This window comes from Streptomyces sp. NPDC050732 (assembly GCF_040654255.1).
Classification (GTDB): Bacteria; Actinomycetota; Actinomycetes; order Streptomycetales; family Streptomycetaceae; genus Streptomyces.
Genome location: NZ_JBFAHP010000027.1, coordinates 1 through 17,229 on the forward strand (window position 1 = coordinate 1; position 17,229 = coordinate 17,229).

General features: G+C 69.3%; 21 protein-coding genes and 3 pseudogenes. 11 read left to right on the forward strand and 13 right to left on the reverse strand.

The window, feature by feature from the left end; translation table 11 throughout:
- Positions 1–225: 225 nt before the first annotated feature.
- Positions 226–930, forward strand: a complete 705-nt coding sequence (locus AB0H82_RS23735) for a hypothetical protein (RefSeq protein ID WP_362995822.1) — start codon at positions 226–228, stop codon at positions 928–930.
- Positions 931–1,091: 161 nt separating this feature from the next.
- Here AB0H82_RS23735 and AB0H82_RS23740 read toward each other — a convergent pair whose 3' ends face one another.
- The gene (locus tag AB0H82_RS23740; protein ID WP_362995824.1) at positions 1,092–1,589 is read right to left on the reverse strand and encodes a hypothetical protein; all 498 of its coding nucleotides are present in this window, start codon (positions 1,587–1,589) and stop codon (positions 1,092–1,094) included.
- Between the two features lie 286 nt (positions 1,590–1,875).
- A complete protein-coding gene (locus AB0H82_RS23745) occupies positions 1,876–2,322 on the reverse strand; it encodes a cupin domain-containing protein (protein WP_362995826.1) in 447 nt (148 codons plus the stop codon).
- A 713-nt stretch (positions 2,323–3,035) separates the two neighbouring features.
- On the opposite strand from AB0H82_RS23745, the gene AB0H82_RS23750 reads away from it, so the two are divergent.
- The 4 genes and pseudogenes from AB0H82_RS23750 to AB0H82_RS23765 form a co-directional block, all read left to right on the forward strand.
- Positions 3,036–3,614: a DUF6192 family protein gene (locus tag AB0H82_RS23750; protein WP_362995828.1), complete on the forward strand. Its 579-nt coding sequence runs from the start codon at positions 3,036–3,038 to the stop codon at positions 3,612–3,614.
- Positions 3,611–3,928 (forward strand): DUF6192 family protein, encoded by a 318-nt coding sequence (locus AB0H82_RS23755; RefSeq protein WP_362995830.1) that lies wholly within the window; start codon positions 3,611–3,613, stop codon positions 3,926–3,928. The genes AB0H82_RS23750 and AB0H82_RS23755 overlap by 4 nt, the downstream gene beginning before the upstream one ends.
- Positions 3,929–3,931: 3 nt before the next feature.
- Positions 3,932–4,249, forward strand: coding sequence for a hypothetical protein (locus AB0H82_RS23760; protein WP_362995832.1), 318 nt, complete (start codon positions 3,932–3,934; stop codon positions 4,247–4,249).
- A gap of 173 nt (positions 4,250–4,422) precedes the next feature.
- A pseudogene (locus tag AB0H82_RS23765) lies at positions 4,423–4,599 on the forward strand (transposase); the annotation flags it as partial.
- Between the two features lie 323 nt (positions 4,600–4,922).
- On the opposite strand, the gene AB0H82_RS23770 reads toward AB0H82_RS23765, so the two are convergent.
- Positions 4,923–5,525, reverse strand: coding sequence for a hypothetical protein (locus AB0H82_RS23770; protein ID WP_362995834.1), 603 nt, complete (start codon positions 5,523–5,525; stop codon positions 4,923–4,925).
- 274 nt (positions 5,526–5,799) lie between these two features.
- Here AB0H82_RS23770 and AB0H82_RS23775 point away from each other — a divergent pair, with 274 nt between their 5' ends.
- The gene (locus AB0H82_RS23775) at positions 5,800–6,183 is read left to right on the forward strand and encodes a nuclear transport factor 2 family protein (RefSeq protein WP_362995836.1); all 384 of its coding nucleotides are present in this window, start codon (positions 5,800–5,802) and stop codon (positions 6,181–6,183) included.
- Between the two features lie 25 nt (positions 6,184–6,208).
- Here the strand turns inward: AB0H82_RS23775 and AB0H82_RS23780 are convergent.
- The 3 genes and pseudogenes from AB0H82_RS23780 to AB0H82_RS23790 form a co-directional block, all read right to left on the reverse strand.
- Positions 6,209–6,424 (reverse strand): annotated as a pseudogene (locus tag AB0H82_RS23780) (hypothetical protein); the annotation flags it as partial.
- A 10-nt stretch (positions 6,425–6,434) separates the two neighbouring features.
- Positions 6,435–6,872, reverse strand: a complete 438-nt coding sequence (locus tag AB0H82_RS23785; RefSeq protein ID WP_362995838.1) for a glutaredoxin domain-containing protein — start codon at positions 6,870–6,872, stop codon at positions 6,435–6,437.
- 168 nt (positions 6,873–7,040) lie between these two features.
- Positions 7,041–7,211 carry a peptidoglycan-binding domain-containing protein gene (locus AB0H82_RS23790; RefSeq protein WP_362995840.1) on the reverse strand — a complete coding sequence of 57 codons (171 nt, stop codon included), beginning with the start codon at positions 7,209–7,211 and terminating at the stop codon, positions 7,041–7,043.
- Positions 7,212–7,309: 98 nt separating this feature from the next.
- Between AB0H82_RS23790 and AB0H82_RS23795 the strand changes: the two genes are divergently transcribed.
- From AB0H82_RS23795 to AB0H82_RS23805, 3 genes are all read left to right on the forward strand, one after another.
- Positions 7,310–7,435, forward strand: coding sequence for a hypothetical protein (locus tag AB0H82_RS23795; RefSeq protein WP_362995842.1), 126 nt, complete (start codon positions 7,310–7,312; stop codon positions 7,433–7,435).
- Between the two features lie 65 nt (positions 7,436–7,500).
- Complete coding sequence (locus AB0H82_RS23800; protein WP_362995844.1) at positions 7,501–7,827, forward strand: hypothetical protein; 327 nt, start codon at positions 7,501–7,503, stop codon at positions 7,825–7,827.
- 66 nt (positions 7,828–7,893) lie between these two features.
- Complete coding sequence (locus tag AB0H82_RS23805) at positions 7,894–8,415, forward strand: hypothetical protein (RefSeq protein ID WP_362995846.1); 522 nt, start codon at positions 7,894–7,896, stop codon at positions 8,413–8,415.
- A gap of 259 nt (positions 8,416–8,674) precedes the next feature.
- Here the strand turns inward: AB0H82_RS23805 and AB0H82_RS23810 are convergent, their stop codons facing one another.
- From AB0H82_RS23810 to AB0H82_RS23825, 4 genes and pseudogenes are all read right to left on the reverse strand, one after another.
- Entirely contained in the window at positions 8,675–9,043 is a 369-nt protein-coding gene (locus tag AB0H82_RS23810) for a hypothetical protein (protein WP_362996037.1), read from the reverse strand.
- A 5-nt stretch (positions 9,044–9,048) separates the two neighbouring features.
- On the reverse strand, positions 9,049–9,306 hold the full coding sequence (locus AB0H82_RS23815; RefSeq protein WP_362995848.1) for a hypothetical protein: 258 nt from the start codon (positions 9,304–9,306) through the stop codon (positions 9,049–9,051).
- 410 nt (positions 9,307–9,716) lie between these two features.
- A complete protein-coding gene (locus AB0H82_RS23820) occupies positions 9,717–9,992 on the reverse strand; it encodes a hypothetical protein (RefSeq protein ID WP_362995850.1) in 276 nt (91 codons plus the stop codon).
- 128 nt (positions 9,993–10,120) lie between these two features.
- Positions 10,121–10,311, reverse strand: a pseudogene (locus tag AB0H82_RS23825) (hypothetical protein); the annotation flags it as partial.
- A 137-nt stretch (positions 10,312–10,448) separates the two neighbouring features.
- Here AB0H82_RS23825 and AB0H82_RS23830 point away from each other — a divergent pair.
- Positions 10,449–11,513, forward strand: a complete 1,065-nt coding sequence (locus AB0H82_RS23830) for a cobalamin-independent methionine synthase II family protein (RefSeq protein ID WP_362995852.1) — start codon at positions 10,449–10,451, stop codon at positions 11,511–11,513.
- Between the two features lie 319 nt (positions 11,514–11,832).
- Here the strand turns inward: AB0H82_RS23830 and AB0H82_RS23835 are convergent, their stop codons facing one another.
- From AB0H82_RS23835 to AB0H82_RS23845, 3 genes are all read right to left on the reverse strand, one after another.
- Positions 11,833–12,018 carry a hypothetical protein gene (locus tag AB0H82_RS23835; RefSeq protein WP_362995854.1) on the reverse strand — a complete coding sequence of 62 codons (186 nt, stop codon included), beginning with the start codon at positions 12,016–12,018 and terminating at the stop codon, positions 11,833–11,835.
- Positions 12,019–12,397: 379 nt separating this feature from the next.
- Entirely contained in the window at positions 12,398–12,955 is a 558-nt protein-coding gene (locus AB0H82_RS23840) for an XRE family transcriptional regulator (RefSeq protein WP_362995856.1), read from the reverse strand.
- A 6-nt stretch (positions 12,956–12,961) separates the two neighbouring features.
- The gene (locus AB0H82_RS23845; protein ID WP_362995858.1) at positions 12,962–15,313 is read right to left on the reverse strand and encodes a helix-turn-helix transcriptional regulator; all 2,352 of its coding nucleotides are present in this window, start codon (positions 15,311–15,313) and stop codon (positions 12,962–12,964) included.
- Positions 15,314–15,937: 624 nt separating this feature from the next.
- Between AB0H82_RS23845 and AB0H82_RS23850 the strand changes: the two genes are divergently transcribed.
- On the forward strand, positions 15,938–16,972 hold the full coding sequence (locus AB0H82_RS23850) for a ParB/RepB/Spo0J family partition protein (RefSeq protein ID WP_362995860.1): 1,035 nt from the start codon (positions 15,938–15,940) through the stop codon (positions 16,970–16,972).
- The last annotated feature ends 257 nt before the right edge of the window (positions 16,973–17,229 follow it).

A 17,229-nucleotide genomic window follows, 5' to 3' on the forward strand; every position in this document is an offset into this window, starting at 1 on the left:
CACGATCCACGGCCGCGACTGACGGATTCCCATACCCACACCTACGTACAGACGAGCCGTCAGTCTCATGATCAGCAGCTTTTGTTAGAGCCAGTTAGAGGCTGCTGCGGTGCACCCCTACGTGTCAGTGCATTTCCTGAGGGGTAGACACTGCGGCGAAGCGCATGTCTACCCACCGGCTAGAGGCAGGGCGCAGGCGCGATGGGGGCGGTGCCAGTGCGGCGCGTGGTCAGTCTGCAATCGGTCGAGCAGAAGCTGTTGCTGCTCGCTCTGCTGTTCGTGATCGGTGGGTCGATTGTCGCGAACCTCTTCTCCTGGGACATGAAGTGGCAGATACCGCTGATCTACGCGGTCCTTTACATCCTGCTATCGGTCGTTATCGAGATCCGCGATCACCAAGCCCCAACGGCATCCACGCACTACCGCACCAGCGACGAGTTCTTCCTGTCCTTCGCCCGCCTTGTGCGCACCGGCGAGCGTCACATCTACACCAGCTACGTGCGCAACACTCCACCGCCAAGTTTTCAGTCCCCGGCAGCGCAGCAGTATTTCAGGACCGCAGCGGACTGGACTCGGCGTAACCCCGGCGCGTCGTTCCACCGCATCATTGGTGTCCCGGCTCAGGAACCAGGCCAAAGTGCCATGCGTCAGTGGCTACGCGAGCACTACGAAGAGATGCAGGGCCTTGCCAACTACCACGCCCGCGTGGTGACCACGAACAGCGGTGTCGATGCGGTCAATATGGCGATCATCGACGACACCGCTGTGCTGTTGCTGCTGACTGCAGATGGATCGTTCATGAGCGGGCACAGCCTGGAGACGGCCGAAGCCGTTAATTCCTTCCGGGACTACTACAGGTCCTGGTGGGCCTCAGCGGAGCCGCTGGAAGGGTACGCGCAACGGACCGGCCTGATGGCCTCCAATCCCTGAGAAGCCGCGTCTGACACATCTATGTCAACCCCGCCCGGTTAGAGGCAGAGCCAGGCGCGATGGGGGTGGGATCGGTACTGCGGGTTGCCATGAAGCTTGCCTGGCATGCGGGCTGCCGGCCACGGCGGGAGCGGATCGGCGGGATGCCCGTCACCAGCGGGTCAGGGCCTGGTTGTCGTGCCACCCGCCGGGGGCCGGAGCAGGCTCGGACCCGAGTCGGGTGGGACAACGGCGGCAACTGCCGCGTAGTCCTCAAGAATCTGCAGCAGATGAGGTACTGGGACCAGTTCGCGTTCGCGCCGCACGAACGGGCCGATCGCCTCCCATGTGCGGACGACCCTGTTGTTGAGGGTCATCAAGTAGCTGTCGTCGATGATGCCCAACCGCATGAGCACTACGAAGTTGTGGAGGAAGAAAGCGACGTCGTAGATGGCCTCCTGCGCCTCCGTGGGCAGGCCAGAGATACCAAGATCGGGATCATGATCGGCACCAAGTCGGTCAACGACATACCGATGGTGCTGATGGAACTTCGCTGACCGGAAGTCATCGAGCAACGCCAAGTAGGCCGGAAGGTAGTTGGCGCGCTTCATGGACGACACCTGCTGAAACGCGAAGTAGGTCGAACTCAGCAACGCCAGTACTGACAGGCTGATCGCCACGACATTGAGCATCACCTGATTCCATCCCCCTCGCCGGGAACCTGTGCACCAATGAAAGAGACTGCTGTAGCTCTGGTTCTCACGCATGAGTACCAGCCGCAACCGGAGCCGGTGTACGTCGTTGCGGTAACGAAGGCATCCAGGGCCGCTCATCGCGATCTTGGATCTGCCTGCGCACGCCACAACTCCGGTTGCACTGCAGAGGACGGGGCCACGGATGCGAGCCGCGCAGCCCGAGAGCCAGCGACGCCATGCCTGGCGCACTGCCATGCGGCGGGCAAATCTGTTAGAGGTGGGTGTAGTCAACCGCCGAGGGCTCGGCGTACTCGTCGAGTTCAGGGAGATTCACGACGATGGGGTCGACGCCGGAGCGGACGACGGCCAAGACCGTCTCGAATTCGGGTGAGGCGTTGATCTCCTGGTGGATGAGGCGCGCCGGGATAAACACGAAGTCGCCGGGCCCGGCTTCGGCGACGCCCTCCAACTTGTCGCCCCACCGCAAGCGGGCGTTGCCGCTGATGACGTGGAGGACCGTCTCCTGGTCGCCGTGGTGATGGGCGCCCGTGGCCGCGCCCGGTTGGACGATGCCGCGGAAAGCCGACAGATGGGCCGCGTCGGGGTTGCGCCCGTCGAAGGCGACCTTGCGGATCACGCCGGGGGTCTGGGGTGTGTTGCCGTCGAGCTGGTCGGGGCGTACGACGCGGATCTGGGGGTTGGTGCGAGAGTCGCCCATTGGGATCCGTTCTCCGGTATGAGCATGTGCGATTCGAGCGGTTGGTTCGAGGCAGCGGCCAGAGCTCTCCTCCGATGACGGCAAGAGGGTCCCGACACGGCCAGAGCACTCCGCACCGCTGATCCTCCTGCGTAGCCGAGCGCTCACGCAGATAGCAGCATTGTGCCGTTCTGTGAGCTGCGTCATAAGTCGGAGTAGGAAAGTTCCCGCTTCAGATCTGCTCCCGAGCGTCTTGGAAACGCCCTTATGTGCCGCCAGTCCTTGTCGTGCAGGTGAACCGTGTGGCGGCAGATAGCATGATCCCCCCTGACGAGCCGCTCTCATGGCGAAAGCCGAGGCCGAGCGCACGGTGGCCGCACGGGCAGGGACGGGCTGCCTCGGCTACGGCTGGTCGTGGCCGAGGAGGGCGATGCAGGGCCATTGTGCCGGGGGTGCGGTGGTCCGCTGATGCCGTCGGACGACCATCCGGTCTCCGCGGTCTACTGCTCTCCCGCCTGCCGCAAACGGGCCTGACACACACGGCGCGCGCCCTCCGGCGGGGCGTGAACCTGCGCGTTCGGTGCCGGCGGGGCCGCTTCGGGCGCCGGGCCCGCACGCCCTTGGCTGCCGGGCGAGGCGGTCGGATGGTGCGAAGTGACGGGTTGCCAGGGCGAGTTGATGGCACGCGAGAGCGTTGCCCCCGGGGCTCATGGGGGTGGTGTCCGGATGACCGGATGGTCGGCAGTGTGACCCGGCAGCGCTACGACGCACTGGTCGGGCTGGGGCGGGACTGGGTCGAGGCGATGGGCAGTGTCCAGTGGCAGCTCGGGGACGCCGCTCTGGAGATCGAGCCGATGCGCTCCTACGGGAGCACGAACCCGTTGGGGAGCGAGGAGCTGTTCACGGTCAGCGAGGCGATCCGGATGTTCGCCGAGGACGTCGGCCTGGCGTATTCGACGGTCCGGGACTACCGGTGGGCGTCCTCGCACTGGCCGAAGGAGCGCCGGCGGACGGACGTCTCGCACACCATCTACAAGGTGCTGGCCAGCATCCCCGGTGAACAGGAACGTTTCGAGGCGGTCAGCAACCCGCCGCCCCATCCGCGCGGCGACCCGGCGAGGTGGACGCACGACAGCGCGAAGCGGGTGGTGGGCTGGAAGGTCGACACCCCGGAAAGCGTCCAGGAGAAGGTGGAGGCTATCCACGACTTGGCCTCCGACGACGCGGTCGCCGCCGTGGTGACCACCGACTTCCTGCGCCGCCCGGCGGTCGCCAACAAGGCCATGGCCGACGACACCCCCGGCACGCCGTGAACGAGGCGCAGTTCGACTGCTTCCGTCAGCAGGACCAGTTCGTGCACGAGGAAGCTGCCCCGCAACTCCAGCGCATGGAACACAGCGCCCAGTTCATGGACCTGGTCGCGGCCTGCGCACAGTTCGTTGCGACGGCCGGGCGGATCGTGCCGAACCTGCGCGGCGAGCACTACGACGACGCCGAACGCGACCCCATCGGCCGCGGCCTTTCACGGGTACGCGCCGCGGCCGACTGGAGCGAGAACGCCGCCATGCGCGGTGAGGTCGACCTGGACGAGCAGCTGGAGAAGCTGCTGAAGGGGGCGGGTGAGTAGGCGATGGGGCGGGGAGTCGCCGCTCACGTCCACGCCGAAGCCGTCCTGTCCGCCCTGTTGGAGGCCCATCCCGTCGGCCTGACGATCGTCCAGCTGGTGGCGGCCACCGAGCGCACCCGCGCGCAGGTCCACATCGGGCTCGCCCACCTGCGCAAGGTCGCCGCCGCGAAGGGACTCCCGCCGGTGATCTGGGACAAGACGTGGGGCTACCGGATACTTGAGGACGCGCCGGAGGTCTGGATCCGTTACGAGCGGGCATTCTTCGAGTCCGTCCATCACCAGGTGGAGAACTTCATCGCCGGGATCCTCCTGCCGCACTAGGAGAAGAAGCCCGACGACCCCTATATCCGCACGGTCAGGGCGCAGATGGGCGCGATCGAGTCCGCCCTGCATCTCCTCGCCAACCTGGAGTGAACCCCCGGAAAGGCAACGGGCCGCGACCGCCCCGCAGTTGGCCCCTTCTTCAGGTCGCGGCCTGGCACCCCGTCATGCCGCTGCCCCACTACCGCTACTCCTCCGACACCAGCGACCTCGAATGGGCCCTCCTGGAACGGCTCCTGCCCACTCCCGCCTGCCAGACCCCCAAGGGCGGGGCCCCGGAGAAGTGGCCTCGCCGGCGCGTCGTCGACGCCATCCGCTACATCACCGACACCGGGACGAAATGGCGTTCCTGCCCGCTGATGCCACCGTCACCACTACCGCCCACCCTCCTCAGGCCTGTCTCATTGGCGCCGACAGCATCGGAATCACTGGATCCTGAGAACCAGGTAGGGCTCACGGTTGAAGCCCGTGTCCACACCGGCAGTCGAGGTCGCCGACGGGCCGAGCGGTCCGTTGTGGGAGTAGTTGTCGCCGGGTTCGATGCGCTCAGCCTGGCAGGGTGGCCTCCTTGGAGAGCGTGGAGGCAGCCGCGGTGTTCTCGTGCAGAACCAGGGTGCGGCGCGGCGCCCCCGGTCCAGGTCGGACCGGGGGCGCCGCTGGGTGGAGGGGTCTGCTAGCCGCAGGGGATCACGTAGCGGACGGGGTTCCAGTCCCCGTGGGCGTCCGAGCTGTACGCCCGCGGGGTCTTGTAGATCATGGTGCCGCTGGGGTTGTACATCCGGGCCCGCCGGCTCTCCACGTTGCGGGTCTGGTCGTTGATCCAGGAACCACCACTGCCCCAGGTGGACACGTAGTACTTCGTATTGCACTGGTACATATCGATCCGGGATCCCTGGAAGTTGTCCCTCTGGTAGGCACAGAAGTTCCCGGACACCCCCGAAGAAAGGCACGGGTCGGCGGCGGCGCGCATCCCGTTGCCCGAGGCGAAGTCGCGCGGGCGGGCCTCGCCCGGGAGGGCGACGAGGACCTCGCCCTTGCCCTTGAGGTCGATCTTGTTGAGCGCGACCTGGGTCCCGCCCATCTTCTTCAGGTAGCTGTCCACCTCTGCCTGCAGCGCCGTGGTCTGCGCACTGGTCAGGCGCGCGGACTCGGCCTGCTGGGCGAAGCGTGAGGCGGCCGGCGTTCCCGACCCTGCCTCGGCCGCGCCCACGCCCGTGACGAGCATGAGCAACCCGCCTGTCGCCGCGATGGCGATACGGCCCTTCGTGACTGCCATGTCTTTTCCCCCTACCTCTTCGCGGATCGGTTCTCCGCTGGAGTCGCCGCCCTTCGCGGCGCCCTCAGAAGATTCCATTGAGGGCACGCCACTGCGTCCACCCTGGAGTTGAGCCGGGGTAAACCTTCGCGGTAAGCGCTGCGGACGACGGCGGTTTCGGCCACGAGGCCGGTGCCGCATTACCCCGGACGTAATCGACCGCCGTGCGGCCGGGCGGCAGTCTTGGGTCATCGCCCCGCAGGACGAGAACCACCTCACAGGAGGCTGATCCGCCATGACCGCACATGACACCGCCGTGTACGAGACCGCCGTCGCCCGCTACTTCGAGGCGTGGAACGTGGAGGGCGCCGAGAACATCGGCAAGGCCGTGGCCGCCGCCTGGACCGAGGACGGCAGTTACACGGATCCGCTGGCCGACGTCTGCGGGCACGAGGGCGTCGCCGCTGTGATCAACGGGGCCCACGAGCAGTTCCCCGGCTTCGAGTTCCGCCGGACCGGCACGGTCGACGGGCATCACGACATCGCGCGCTTCACCTGGGAGCTCGTGTCGCCGGCGGACGGGTCCGCGCCCGTCGCCGGGTTCGACGTCATCACGCTGGCCGAGGACGGGCGGATCCGTGCCGTGCACGGGTTCCTGGACCGTGTGCCCACCAACTGAACGAACTGAACGAACGCAGTTCGCCCTACGGGCCGTGGCGGTTCGTAGGGCGAACTGGTGCCGTGTCGGGGCTAGTTGGGCCAGTAAGGTATTTCCAGGCGCCGTGGGTCGTGGAGTTCACGTTGTCGCCGGACGCGCCGTTGACGTACGTGGAGCGCATGCGTGCCTTGATGCCGGACTGGCCCGGCCCCTCCAGGGTGATGGCCGACTTGCCGTTCGTGCCGAGCGGGAAGTACTGCGAGTCGGCGGGGTCACACGGCAGGGGGGAGCTGTCCGCGTACCCACTCGGGGTGGGGGTTGGTGTGTGGTCGGCCCGCCACGACGATGGTCGGCACGGTCTCACTGCCGTTGTTGGCCGCCCTGACCGCTGCGGCTGCTGCTGGGTCCCGCCAGATGTCGACCCAGTGCAGTCGGCGGGCGTCGCGGCCCAGCCGGATGCGCAGTCGTATGCAGTACTTGCAGCCCGGCCGCCAGAAGACGACCGGCCGCCCGTCGACCGCGCTGCGGCGTTGTGCTTCCCGCGCGCCGATCGGCTTCGGGAAGACCAGGGGTGAGTGCACGCCCGCGAGTACCAGGAACGCCAGCAGGAGTGCCGCGGCTGTGCCGGAGTTCCCGTTGAAGGCCGGCCCGGTCGCGACGGCGCCGCCGCAGAGCACGAGCAGCATCGGCAAGATCCAAGCGCGCATCATGGTGACGCAGACTACGGCAGGCCGGCATGGTCCTCGGGCTGCGGCGAGGAGCCGTTCCTGGCGGTGATCTGCATCGGTCGCCCGGGGGGAAGCGGAAGCGGGTCGCCCGGGGGAATCGGCTCCCCCCGGGCTTCCACGGAACCGTGCGTGACAACCTTTCGTTCCGGGTCAGCAGGAACTGGTGCGCAGGGCCCGCCAGGTGTCGCGGCCGACGTCACCGTCGACTTCGATGCGTGCACAGCTCTGCAACCACCTCACGCCCCTGAGGGTGGCCGGCCCGAAATCGGAATCCTGCTCCAGCCACACTGTCGGCCGTCGGCCCCGTCGCGTTCGCCGCACTCACCGCCGCGGGCGTCCCCGCGCACGTCGCCTTCGCGTCGGTCATCGTCTGGGCCTCCTCGGAGGGGTGTTCGCCGCCGGGCGCCGCGCCGCTGTACGTGGCCGCCGGCATCGCCGACATCAACCCGGCCCGCATCTTCGTGCCCGTCGCCCTCTACTACCTGCTGCCGACCTATGTGTTCGGGGTCCTGATGGCGGTGGGCGTGCTGTGGATTCCGGGCTGACCCGGCTGAGCCAACTGAGCTGGCTGAGCTGGCTGAGCCGCCGCACAGCAGAGAACGGAGAACTCATGCAGTCCATCCGTCACTACCTCCGTCACTACGTCCGTCACCGCATCCGTGCCTTCCTCCTGGACGCGACCCGCGTCCTGCTCATCGCCTTCCTGCTCGGCGGGCTCCTCGTGGTGCTCGGCCAAGTCCTGGCCCTCGTTGCGGGCGACCGGCACCTCATGGAGCTGTTCGGCACAGACGTCACCGAGGTGGTGTGCATCGTGGCGGGAGCCGCGGGCATCTGCTCGTTCCTTCTCCTGTACGTACGCGACCGCGGCACCGGCGACGCCCCGCGGCGCCACGGGAGCGGGCCGGGCGATGATGAAGGGAAAAGTGTCTGGGACTGAGCTCGGCCATCAGAAGTGAGTACCGGTACTCATGCCGCCCTGGCGCGGGAAGCGCAGGATCGCACCATGTCCACCTGGAAGCCTGCCGCTGTCACCGTCATCGCCGTCACCCTTCTGACAGGTTGCGGGCAGAGCGCGGACGATCTGTTCAGCAACCTCAACGGCACCCATCCGACAAGACGCTCCGACCCCGGTACCCCCGGCACAGACCTGACCCATCCCGAGACTCCGCCGAATTACGCTGACAATCAGCGGGCTCGGCGGCCCGGCGAGATGAGTCCGCGGGATGAGAGGCGGGCCAGGCAGAAGGCCACCGAGATCAAGCGGGCCCTTGGTGAGCTGCGCCGGCGCGGCAGGACCAGTCCCGCAGAGGTGCGGGCCGCACTCACACCGCTGGCAGCCCCCGCTCCCGTCACCGTCGAAGACCTGTCAGCCGCCCGTGCAAATGCGAGCGAAGGCAGCTCTTATGGCGTCTGGCTCAGGGGTACAGCCTGCATCACCGGCACTATCACTGAAGACCGGGTGTCGGCCGAGGTCAACGGCCCTTATCCCGAGACCGGTTGCATGCCTCCAGCGTTCACTCACTGAGTCGCCGGGGCGTCTCCGCAGCGGGCCCCGGGGCGGTAGTGATCAACCGCAGCCAGTACGGGCCGTACCGGGGCCCGTCCGGCAGCACTCCACCGCCCGCATAGTCTTCGCGGAACTGCTTGATGTCGTCCCGTGAGCGAGCCCGTTGTCCATGCGCCGGCCCAGGAGGCGGGCAGGGCGACCCTGCCCCCTCCCCGGGGCGGGCGCCGATCAGCGCTCGACGACGTCCTTGTCGGCACTTACCAGCGCTGGAGTGCGGCTACGGGGTGAGATCCAGGACGCGGACCGGCCGCCCCTCCCACTGCCCGGGAAGGGCCGTGGCCACGATGGCGCCGTCCGGGCGTTCGGGCGTGGGCTGGGCGGCATGCTCGGTGTGGGCGTCGGCCCAGGTCCGCTGTCGCGCCACCGCGAGCGCTGCGGGCAGGTCCAGATCCAGGACGGTGATGCCGGGCAGTGCGGCCAGGTGCTCGGCCGTGCCGGGCCTCGCCCGGTCTGCTTCGACCAGGACGCAGGTGGGGGCGTACAGGAACCAGCCCGCCTCGGCATGCGCGCGGTGGATCAGCCGGGAGGCGAGAACGTTCCCGGCACCGGCCGCGGCCATGGCCGACTCGTCCAGGACGATGTGCATCTCGCTCACCGTCCGGCCACCTCCGCCAGCCGCCGGTCCAGCTCTGCGTCCAGGTCGTGCTGCTCGGCCACGCTCGGGGCATACCCGTTCCACTGCTGCAGCGCGGCGCGGGCCTGCTCGGCACGCTCGGCACGCTCCTGCGGGGTCAGGAGCGTGTCGGCCAGGCGTGCCAGGTAGGCCCGCAACGACAACCCCTCGGCAGCCGCGATGGCGGCCAACCGCTCCTTGGCCTCCTCAGGGATCCGGACATTGGCATCGGACATCTTCGCGCTCCTTTCGACCACCTAATGATACGGGTACGTACCCGTACCCGTCACGTCCTGGTCGGCGAGGTGCAGCGACGAGTTGCAGCAGTCACGTAACCAGCTCCGGTGGGCACCGCCTCCCCTACCCGAGCACGTGCTCTGCTCTGCTCTGCGAAGCGGGACCCCTGACCGTCGTCACACACAGACCCAGGACCCGGTAGGCCGTCCCGAAAACCGCAGGGCGATGCGCTTCCCAGTCGGCCTCCGCCGGTCAGCGCCACCTGCGGCCTTCAGCCCCCTCGGCACCATGGTCGGCCTCAACTCTAGACAGAACGATCTCCTGGCCGGGGCTCGCGGGCTGTTCGTGACCGCGCGCTGCGGGTGGCCAGTTGAGCGGAGCGTTGATAGGGCAGGTCCCTGTGGGACAGCTACCGATCGAGGTCGGCGTGTACTCCGCGCAGCTGCAGCCGGGCCTTCAGGAACTCCATCTCCGGCAATGTCCCCACCAGGCCCTCGTGGCTCAGTTTCCTGACCAGCTCGCGAGCCTGCGGCAGGGAGGCCTCTGAGACCTCCCGAAGAACCTTCAGAGCCGGAACGAGGCTGGGAACCGAACCGACCAGCCGCAGCCTGCTGGGCCCGTGCGCGGCGAGCAGAGCCTCCCGGACCTCCTCGGGTGCTGGTTCTGGACCAGCATGCTCACACATATAGGCACCGCAGGAGCCGCAAGAGAACTCCGAGTCCCACCACAACTCATCGCGAAGGAGGAACTGGTTCACCTGCCGCACCGCCATGCTGCCGCACTCGCAACGCGATGCGATCCTCGCTGTCTGACTCACCCTGGCTCCCTGACGTTCCACTTCCGCGGCAGATCCTCGCCGCACAAGACGATGTTGAGCTCCCGGCAGGAGCGGCAGCGGCGGCGGCGGAAGACCACCTCGTGCGTAAAACCGGACGGTCGACGTCCGGACAGTAGCCGGTCGACTGGTTGCCGGCCTCCTCGACCACCCACCGCCCCGAGCCCCGCCTGCCCGGCGCTCGCTGATCCGCGCCGGGCTCGTCGAGGAGTTCACCGGCCGTCTACCGAGCGCTCTCGTCACCCGTCCGGGGTACAGCAATCTTCCCCCGTTCCCACGGCAGTCAACGCGGCGTACGTTCCCATCATGAGCATCCCCACCGAGCCCATCGGCAGCATCCCCCGTCCGCCCGCCCTGCTGGAAGCCCTCGCCCAGCACGCCCAAGGCCGGCTCTCCGACAGCGACTTGGCGAAGTTGCAGGACCAGGCCGCCGCCGACACGTTGGCGCGTCTGGAGCGCATCGGCTGTCCCGTCCTCGTCGACGGCGAGCAGTCCAAGCCGAGCTTCGCCACCTACCCGCTCAGCGGCCTGAGCACGCTCGCATCCGACGGTGCGGTCATCCCCTTCGCCGACGGGCACACCCGGCAACTGCCCTGCCTGACGGCCGGCCCCTTCCGCTACCAGGTCCGTGCCGACACCTACCTGCGCGACGCCCGACGCCACACCGACAAGCCCGTCAAGCAGGCCGTCATCGCCCCCTCCGCCCTCAGTCTGCTCTACCCGTCCGAGGCCATCGCGGGCTACTCGCGCGAGGCATTCCTGGCCGACCTCGTCAACGAGGCCGAGGCCGACATCCGAGGATGCCTGGAGGCGGGCGCGCATGTCGTGCAACTCGACTTCACCGAGGGCCGGTTATCCCTCAAACTGGATCCCAGCGGCGCCCTCCTCAACGATTTCATCGACCTCAACAACCAGGTCCTGGAGCGCTTCACCGACGCCGAGCGGGCCCGGATCGGCATCCACACCTGTCCCGGCGGGGACCACGACTCCACCCACAGCCTCGACGTCGACTACACCTCGCTGCTGCCCCACCTCTTCCGGCTCCAGGCCGGCAACTTCTACCTCCAGCTCGCCAGCGAGGCCGACCCCGAGCGCGTACTCGACGTCGTCGCCTCCCAACTCCGGCCCGGCGTACGGGTGTTCGTCGGCGTGACCGACCCCATCGATCCACGCGTCGAGACCCCCGAGGAGGTGTGCGCGCGCATCCTGCTCGCGGCGCAACACATTCCGGTCGGGCAGCTGGGCACGTGCGACGACTGCGGCTTCTCCCCCTTCGCCGACGACACCTCCACCTCACGCGACCTCGCCTTCGCCAAGATCGAGGCCCGGGTCCGCGGCACGGCCCTCGCCGCTGAACAGCTGGGGCTGTAACGAGCACCGGCGGGCCGAAACCGCCCCGCACGCGGTTTCGGCCCGCCTCGGCTGCGGGGCCAGATCCAGGCCGAAGGGCCGTGGCCACGATGGCGCCGTCGGGGCGCTCGGGCGCGGGTTGGGCGGCCTGCTGGTCGCCGGCCCAGCCGCCGGTCCAGCCGCCGGTCCAGCTCTGCCTTCAGGTCGTACTGCCCGGCCGTGCTGCCCGGCCGCGCTCGGGGCATCCCCCGTCCCGCTGCTGCGGCGCGGGGCTGGCCGGCCGGCTCGGGCGCGGGTTCCGTTCTGGCGACGCGTCGCTGCCTCAGCTCTCCTCGCCGACTCAGCTCTCGGGGTGTGCCGGCTTCTGCAGCTGCCAGGACTCGCCGGAGCAGCCTGGCGGCGGAGGGGGAAAGCGGTGCCCCTTCACGTCGGTGCTCCAGTGGTGCTCTGCGCCGCAGTCACATTCGTAGATGCCGCTGGCGGGCACGATCTCGCCCGGATGCCATGACGCCTTCTCCTCGCTCATTGCTCCTGTCTACGACAGCGCCGGGCACCGCGCGACCCGGGCCACCTGGCCGGGGACCGGCTGCCCCGCCCTCCCCCCGGCGTCGGCCGACTGCCGCTCCAGCGGAGGCTCCGCCGTTTCCGGCGGGAAGAGCCGGAACCTGAGGTGCCGATGAGCGAGCAGCGCCGGCGCGGACGACCGCGCCCGGCTGCCTGCCCTGCGCGGCCGACCCCGCTCAGCGAGAGCAACCGGCACCTGAGCCGGCGCCACAGCGCACGCCTGCGGCGGGACGACAACAGCGCCCACCCGGCCAGCTGAACCGTTGACCGCTGACCGCTGAACGGCCGACTGAAGCGCCACGTCACAGCTGTTCGGGGCGCGGCCCGCCGCAGTTCGGCTGCTACAGCTCGAACTCCAGGTGCTCCACGTCCGTGAACCGCACCTCCTCCAGGCTGCCGGCGCGGCGGCCGCCGTCCTGGAAGTAGACCTCCCTGAGAGCTTCGGCCGCGATCTCCTGGAGGCGGGCGTCGTCGGCGCCCTGCTCCTGGGCCTCGAAGAGGCGGGCGGCGTACTGCGGGGGCAGGGCGACGGTCAGGTGCCGGATACGGTCCTGGTCCGTCGACCCGATCGGCGCGGTGTAGCCCATGCGGGCGCGGGTGTCGATGACGATGCCGCCGGTGGTCGCCGCCTTCTCCTTGGCCCTGGCGCGGATGTGCGGCTGCCACCGGGCCTTCACCTCGCGCTCCAGGCGGGCGGCGAGGTCCGGGCGGGGCTTTTTGATCTGGTCCTTCACATACCGCTCGACGGTGCGCTGGGAGACGCGCAGCAGCTGGGCGGCGGCCCGGGTGCCCTTGAGCTGCTTGACCAGGTACCGCATCCGCGCGCCTGCCGACTTCGGGACCGGGCGCGTGAACGCCCGCTGCACCGCCTGCTCCAGGCCCTCCCCGAACATGCTCATCGCCCGCTACTCCCCGTTGTCCTTCTCCGTGACCTGCCCGTCCTTGATGTACCGGGCGAGGTTGAGCTCCGGGGCGCCGAACCGGTCGCGGATCTCTTCGCCCCACAGCACGGGCTGGGTGCCCTCGTGTTTGACCAGGCCGGGGTTGACGCCGAGTTTGAAGCCGCCGGGCAGCGGCTTGCCCTCCCGGTAGGGCAGGAAGTCCAGCGGGCTTTCGCCGCCCGCCGCGTAGACGACGCAGTCGGACAGGACCGCGACCGGGTACTGTCCGGTGAACGCCGCGTGTTTGACGATTTTGCGGTGCAGGTTGATCCGGGTGCGGGAGATGACCGCCGCGCGGATGTCCGGCCGCCATGTCGGGCGGGACAGGGCCCGCCACGGCTCGCCCGGCCGCCAGCCCTCACCGCGCGGGCGCTCACGGAGTTTGCCCAGGCCGCCCTTGACCGTCGCCTTGATGGCCGAGACCACGACCGCCAGCCCCGGGTCGCGTTCCCGGTAGCCGGCCATCGCCGCGAGGAAGGCCCCTGGCTCCATGTCCGCGTGAACGCCCAGGTCGGCCATCGTGGCGAGGTAGGCGTCACGCAGCCGGTTGTACCAGGCGTCCAGGTAGCGTCCGTTGTCGTGGCGGACGTACGCCTCGATCGGCGCGACGTCGTAACCGAGCTCCACCGCGTAGGCGACGGTCGGCGTCGCGTACCAGGCCGGCCCCGTCGGCTGCTCGCCCTTCGGGGTGAACGGGCTGGGCAGCAGACTCGCCTCCAGGTCCGCCCACTTGTCCTTGCCGACCTTCACCTTCGACAGGTCGACATGGGAGAGGTCCACCAGCCAACTGCCGGGCAGCTTCGGGTCGAAGACCGGGTTCGTGACGTGCGTGGGCGCGCCCAGGCCGACGGGCAGGCCGTTGGCGCCGGCGGCGAAGGCCATGTTGACGTCGATGCCGACCAGGTGTCGCAGGGTGCACTCGGCATCGGTCAGCGGGCGCGCCCAGTCGTATGCCTCCTCGAACAGCTTCTCCGCCGGGCCGCGCACGTGGAAGCGGGGCAGGTCCTTGAGAACGGGGTGGCCGTCGGGGGCCTCGCACGGTGCCGGGTCGACCGGGCCCTTGCCCAGGCTGCCGGGGTTGTGCTCGGAGTGCCGCTTGCCGTCGGCGTCCGGCTCGGAGGCGCGGGTCGGTGGGTGCAGGGCGGTCATCAGCTCCAGGCCGGTCACGGCGGTGGAGCCGCGCGGGGTCAGCACACGGGAGGCGTACACGCCCAGGACGCGGGCGAGTTCGGCCGGCGGAAGCTGTCCGGCCTCGCCCCAGTGCCGGGTGTCCAGCGCGTCCCACGACGGGACGCACAGTTGCACGCAGACCCGCTCCGCACCCTGCGCGGGGCGGTAGATCCGCGCCCACGGTCCGAAGCCGCGCTTGGTCAGCTGCCAGTCGGCACGGGTCAGCTGCTTGATGACCTTGTGGCCCTCGGGGATGCGTCCGGCGATCCGCTCCTGCTCGGTGAGGGTGACCGGGAGGCCGTAGCGCTCCAGGGCGGCCTCGGTCAGCACGAGCAGCGGGTCGGCGTCCTTGCCGGGCCCGGCGAGCTTGGGCTGACCGAGCTTCGCCTCGCGCAGCGTCCAGTCCACCAGGGCCGGGATCGATTTGGCGGGTACGTCCAGGACCAGGCCGCCGGTGCAGTACGCCAGTACCTGCCCGTTCTCGACGTCGACGACCGCCAGCGGGCCGCTCTCGAACCGCGGGTCGGCGCCGCCCGACGGAGGACCGGCCGGGGCCGCCTTCTTCGCACCCGGACGGCGCGACGTCGACGAGGACCTGGTGGTACGCGGCGCGCGGGGTGCGGTCACCCGGGGGGCGTTCTCGGTTGCGGTTTCCGTTGCGGTCGCGGTTGCGGTTGCGGTCATGGCCGCGGCCCCGGCTCCGGCCTCGGCGGCCTGCGCTGCGGCCGGGGTCCGGGCTTCCGCAGCAGGGACCGGGGCAGGCGCAGGAGTTGGGGTGGGGGTGGGAGTGGGGGTGGGAGTGGGGGTGGGAGTGGGCTCGCTGGTGCATGCCTCGGGCACCGGCATGTCCCGCTCGGATACGGCAGGACTGGCGGGGGCGGGATTGGCGGGGGCGAGGTTGGCGGGGGCGGGGTAGAGCTTCGTGAGCTGCACGAGCAACCGCGCATAAGCGTCGCGCTCCGGCGGCCTGGGCTCGGTCCTGCCGGCCTCCCAGCCGCTGACTGTCGCACGCCGCACCTGCAGCGCCGCGGCCACCTCATCCAGCGTCAGGCCATGCGCCTGGCGCAGCCGCTTGCGCTCCGCCGGCGGCGGCAGCGGGGAGCGGGACGCGACCAGCGCATCGACCGCGTCGAACAGCTCAGACATGAAGCACCTCCTGCTCAACCCTATCCGGAAGCGCACATTTCGCGTACCGAGTGCGTACGTGTGGCGTCCCTGGCGTCGATCTCGCCCCGCGGGGCGGAAACGGGTCGGGCCAGGCCCGGGTTCACGGGGCCGGGCCCCTCACCGAGCGTCAACTCCCGCCGCACTCAGGCGAGTTCGCCCGCGGCTGGGCCCATGATCCTGCCGCCGTTGGCGCCCGCCCGGCTTCGCGGTTCACAAACACGTACGCCGGAGAGCGACTCCCGGGATGAGCGTCACATGGCTGAATGTGTGGGGGCGCGGGGGTCGGCGGCCGCAGGGCCGGACAGGGGGAAGGGGCCGGCTGCGGGGGCGGGAGGGTCGGAGTGGGGTGGCGGGGGTGGTTCGGGGGTGTTGGCCCTGCTCGTCGGCGTCCCGAGGGTCAGTGGAGGTGGCGGGCGAGGGGTGCTCGCGGGGTGCCCCGCCGCTGTCCCGGTGATCGCGGGGGGCCTCTGCCGCCGCAGACCTTCTCCGGAAAAAAGGGGCATAACGCAATTGCATGAAATCCCGGAGACTTCTCTGTTCATGGCGGAATCTCATGATACTCTCGCCGCGTTATGCGCTTCGGTCCGGGGGAGGAGAAGCAGCGTGATGATCGGAATGCCAGGGGAGACCACCCCTGGGGGGGAACTTCCTAAAGATCAGTTCTGTCGGCCCGTCGGGCCCGGCCACTCGACCGAAGTCTCTGATTCAATCATCCAGATTCCGATCCACCTGCTCCGCGATGCGGATTCCCCTCGGCTGGCCGGTGTCGACCAGGACCATGTGCGCACTCTGGCCGCCTGCCCCGATAAACTTCCGCCGATCATCGTGCACCGTTCGACCATGAAGGTCATCGACGGAATGCACCGGTTGCACGTGGCGCGGCTGAACGGCCGGGAGACCATTGAGGTCCGCTTCTTCGAGGGATCGAACCGGGAAGCGTTTCTCCTGGCCGTCGAGTTGAACTTGAAGCACGGCCTCGCGCTTGCTCTCTCCGACCGCAAGAAGTCGGCGATGAAGATCCTGGAGAGTTTCCCCGAGTGGTCGGACCGGGCGGTCGCCGTGAAGACCGGGCTTTCCGGGAAGACCGTCGGGGTGTTACGCCGGAAATTCGCCGGGCAGATTGCCCAGGCCCCCCTCAGGGTGGGGCGCGACGGCCGGGTCCGGCCGCTCAATTCCCATAAAGGCCGGCAGAAATCCGTCGGAATTCCGGCCGGAGAGCCGGACATCGTCCTGCGGGAGACCCGGGAGACCGCCGAGACGGCGGGCATGTCCGTGCCCGCGGCCCGGGACGCGCAGAAACGGTTGTGCAGTCAGGAAGGGCCGCGGCCCGGCGCGGCGGTGAAGCCGCGGGCGCCGCAGAGCGGCCTGGAGGCGATGGGCTCGCTCGTCGACACCCTCGCCCAGCTCGAATCGCTGAAGCGGGACCCGGCCCTGAAGTACAGCAACGACGGCCGGGAGATGATCCGCTGGCTGGAGGCCCGCATCATCCGCAGGACCGATCCCGGCCTGGTGCTGCAGGCTCCGCCGCATCAGGCGCGGAAGATCGCCGCCCTGGCGCGTGCGTGCGCGGCGCAGTGGAACTGCATCGCGATGCGCATGGAGCTCGTCTGCGACGAGTGCTCGCCGGCTTCCCCTTAGTGCCCGCGCCGTTGACCGGTGCCTGCAGGCTTTCGCGCCGGTGCCTGCAGGCTCCCGGCCAGTGCTTGCGGGCTTGCGGCCAGTGTCCGCAGGCTCCCGGCCGGCTCCGACCGGCTCCCGACTGAGGAAATTCCGCAGTCGGGCCGCGCGAACCGCCCGCATGACCCGGCCCTGGCGATGGCCCTCTGACGGTGACCGTGGCGGGTGCGGGTGCGGGTGCGGGTGCGGTCGTGGGAGTGGCGGGTGATGTCGGCGGC

Coding starts and splice junctions, on each gene's coding strand:
- AB0H82_RS23830 (WP_362995852.1), top strand. CDS start 10,449: ATGAGCATCCCCACCGAGCCCATCGGCAGCATCCCCCGTCCGCCCGCC.
- AB0H82_RS23800 (WP_362995844.1), top strand. CDS start 7,501: ATGCAGTCCATCCGTCACTACCTCCGTCACTACGTCCGTCACCGCATC.
- AB0H82_RS23750 (WP_362995828.1), top strand. CDS start 3,036: ATGGTCGGCAGTGTGACCCGGCAGCGCTACGACGCACTGGTCGGGCTG.
- AB0H82_RS23815 (WP_362995848.1), bottom strand. CDS start 9,306: ATGTCCGATGCCAATGTCCGGATCCCTGAGGAGGCCAAGGAGCGGTTG.
- AB0H82_RS23760 (WP_362995832.1), top strand. CDS start 3,932: ATGGGGCGGGGAGTCGCCGCTCACGTCCACGCCGAAGCCGTCCTGTCC.
- AB0H82_RS23840 (WP_362995856.1), bottom strand. CDS start 12,955: ATGAGCATGTTCGGGGAGGGCCTGGAGCAGGCGGTGCAGCGGGCGTTC.
- AB0H82_RS23745 (WP_362995826.1), bottom strand. CDS start 2,322: ATGGGCGACTCTCGCACCAACCCCCAGATCCGCGTCGTACGCCCCGAC.
- AB0H82_RS23820 (WP_362995850.1), bottom strand. CDS start 9,992: ATGTGTGAGCATGCTGGTCCAGAACCAGCACCCGAGGAGGTCCGGGAG.
- AB0H82_RS23805 (WP_362995846.1), top strand. CDS start 7,894: ATGTCCACCTGGAAGCCTGCCGCTGTCACCGTCATCGCCGTCACCCTT.
- AB0H82_RS23835 (WP_362995854.1), bottom strand. CDS start 12,018: ATGAGCGAGGAGAAGGCGTCATGGCATCCGGGCGAGATCGTGCCCGCC.
- AB0H82_RS23770 (WP_362995834.1), bottom strand. CDS start 5,525: ATGGCAGTCACGAAGGGCCGTATCGCCATCGCGGCGACAGGCGGGTTG.
- AB0H82_RS23785 (WP_362995838.1), bottom strand. CDS start 6,872: ATGATGCGCGCTTGGATCTTGCCGATGCTGCTCGTGCTCTGCGGCGGC.
- AB0H82_RS23775 (WP_362995836.1), top strand. CDS start 5,800: ATGACCGCACATGACACCGCCGTGTACGAGACCGCCGTCGCCCGCTAC.
- AB0H82_RS23810 (WP_362996037.1), bottom strand. CDS start 9,043: ATGCACATCGTCCTGGACGAGTCGGCCATGGCCGCGGCCGGTGCCGGG.
- AB0H82_RS23845 (WP_362995858.1), bottom strand. CDS start 15,313: ATGTCTGAGCTGTTCGACGCGGTCGATGCGCTGGTCGCGTCCCGCTCC.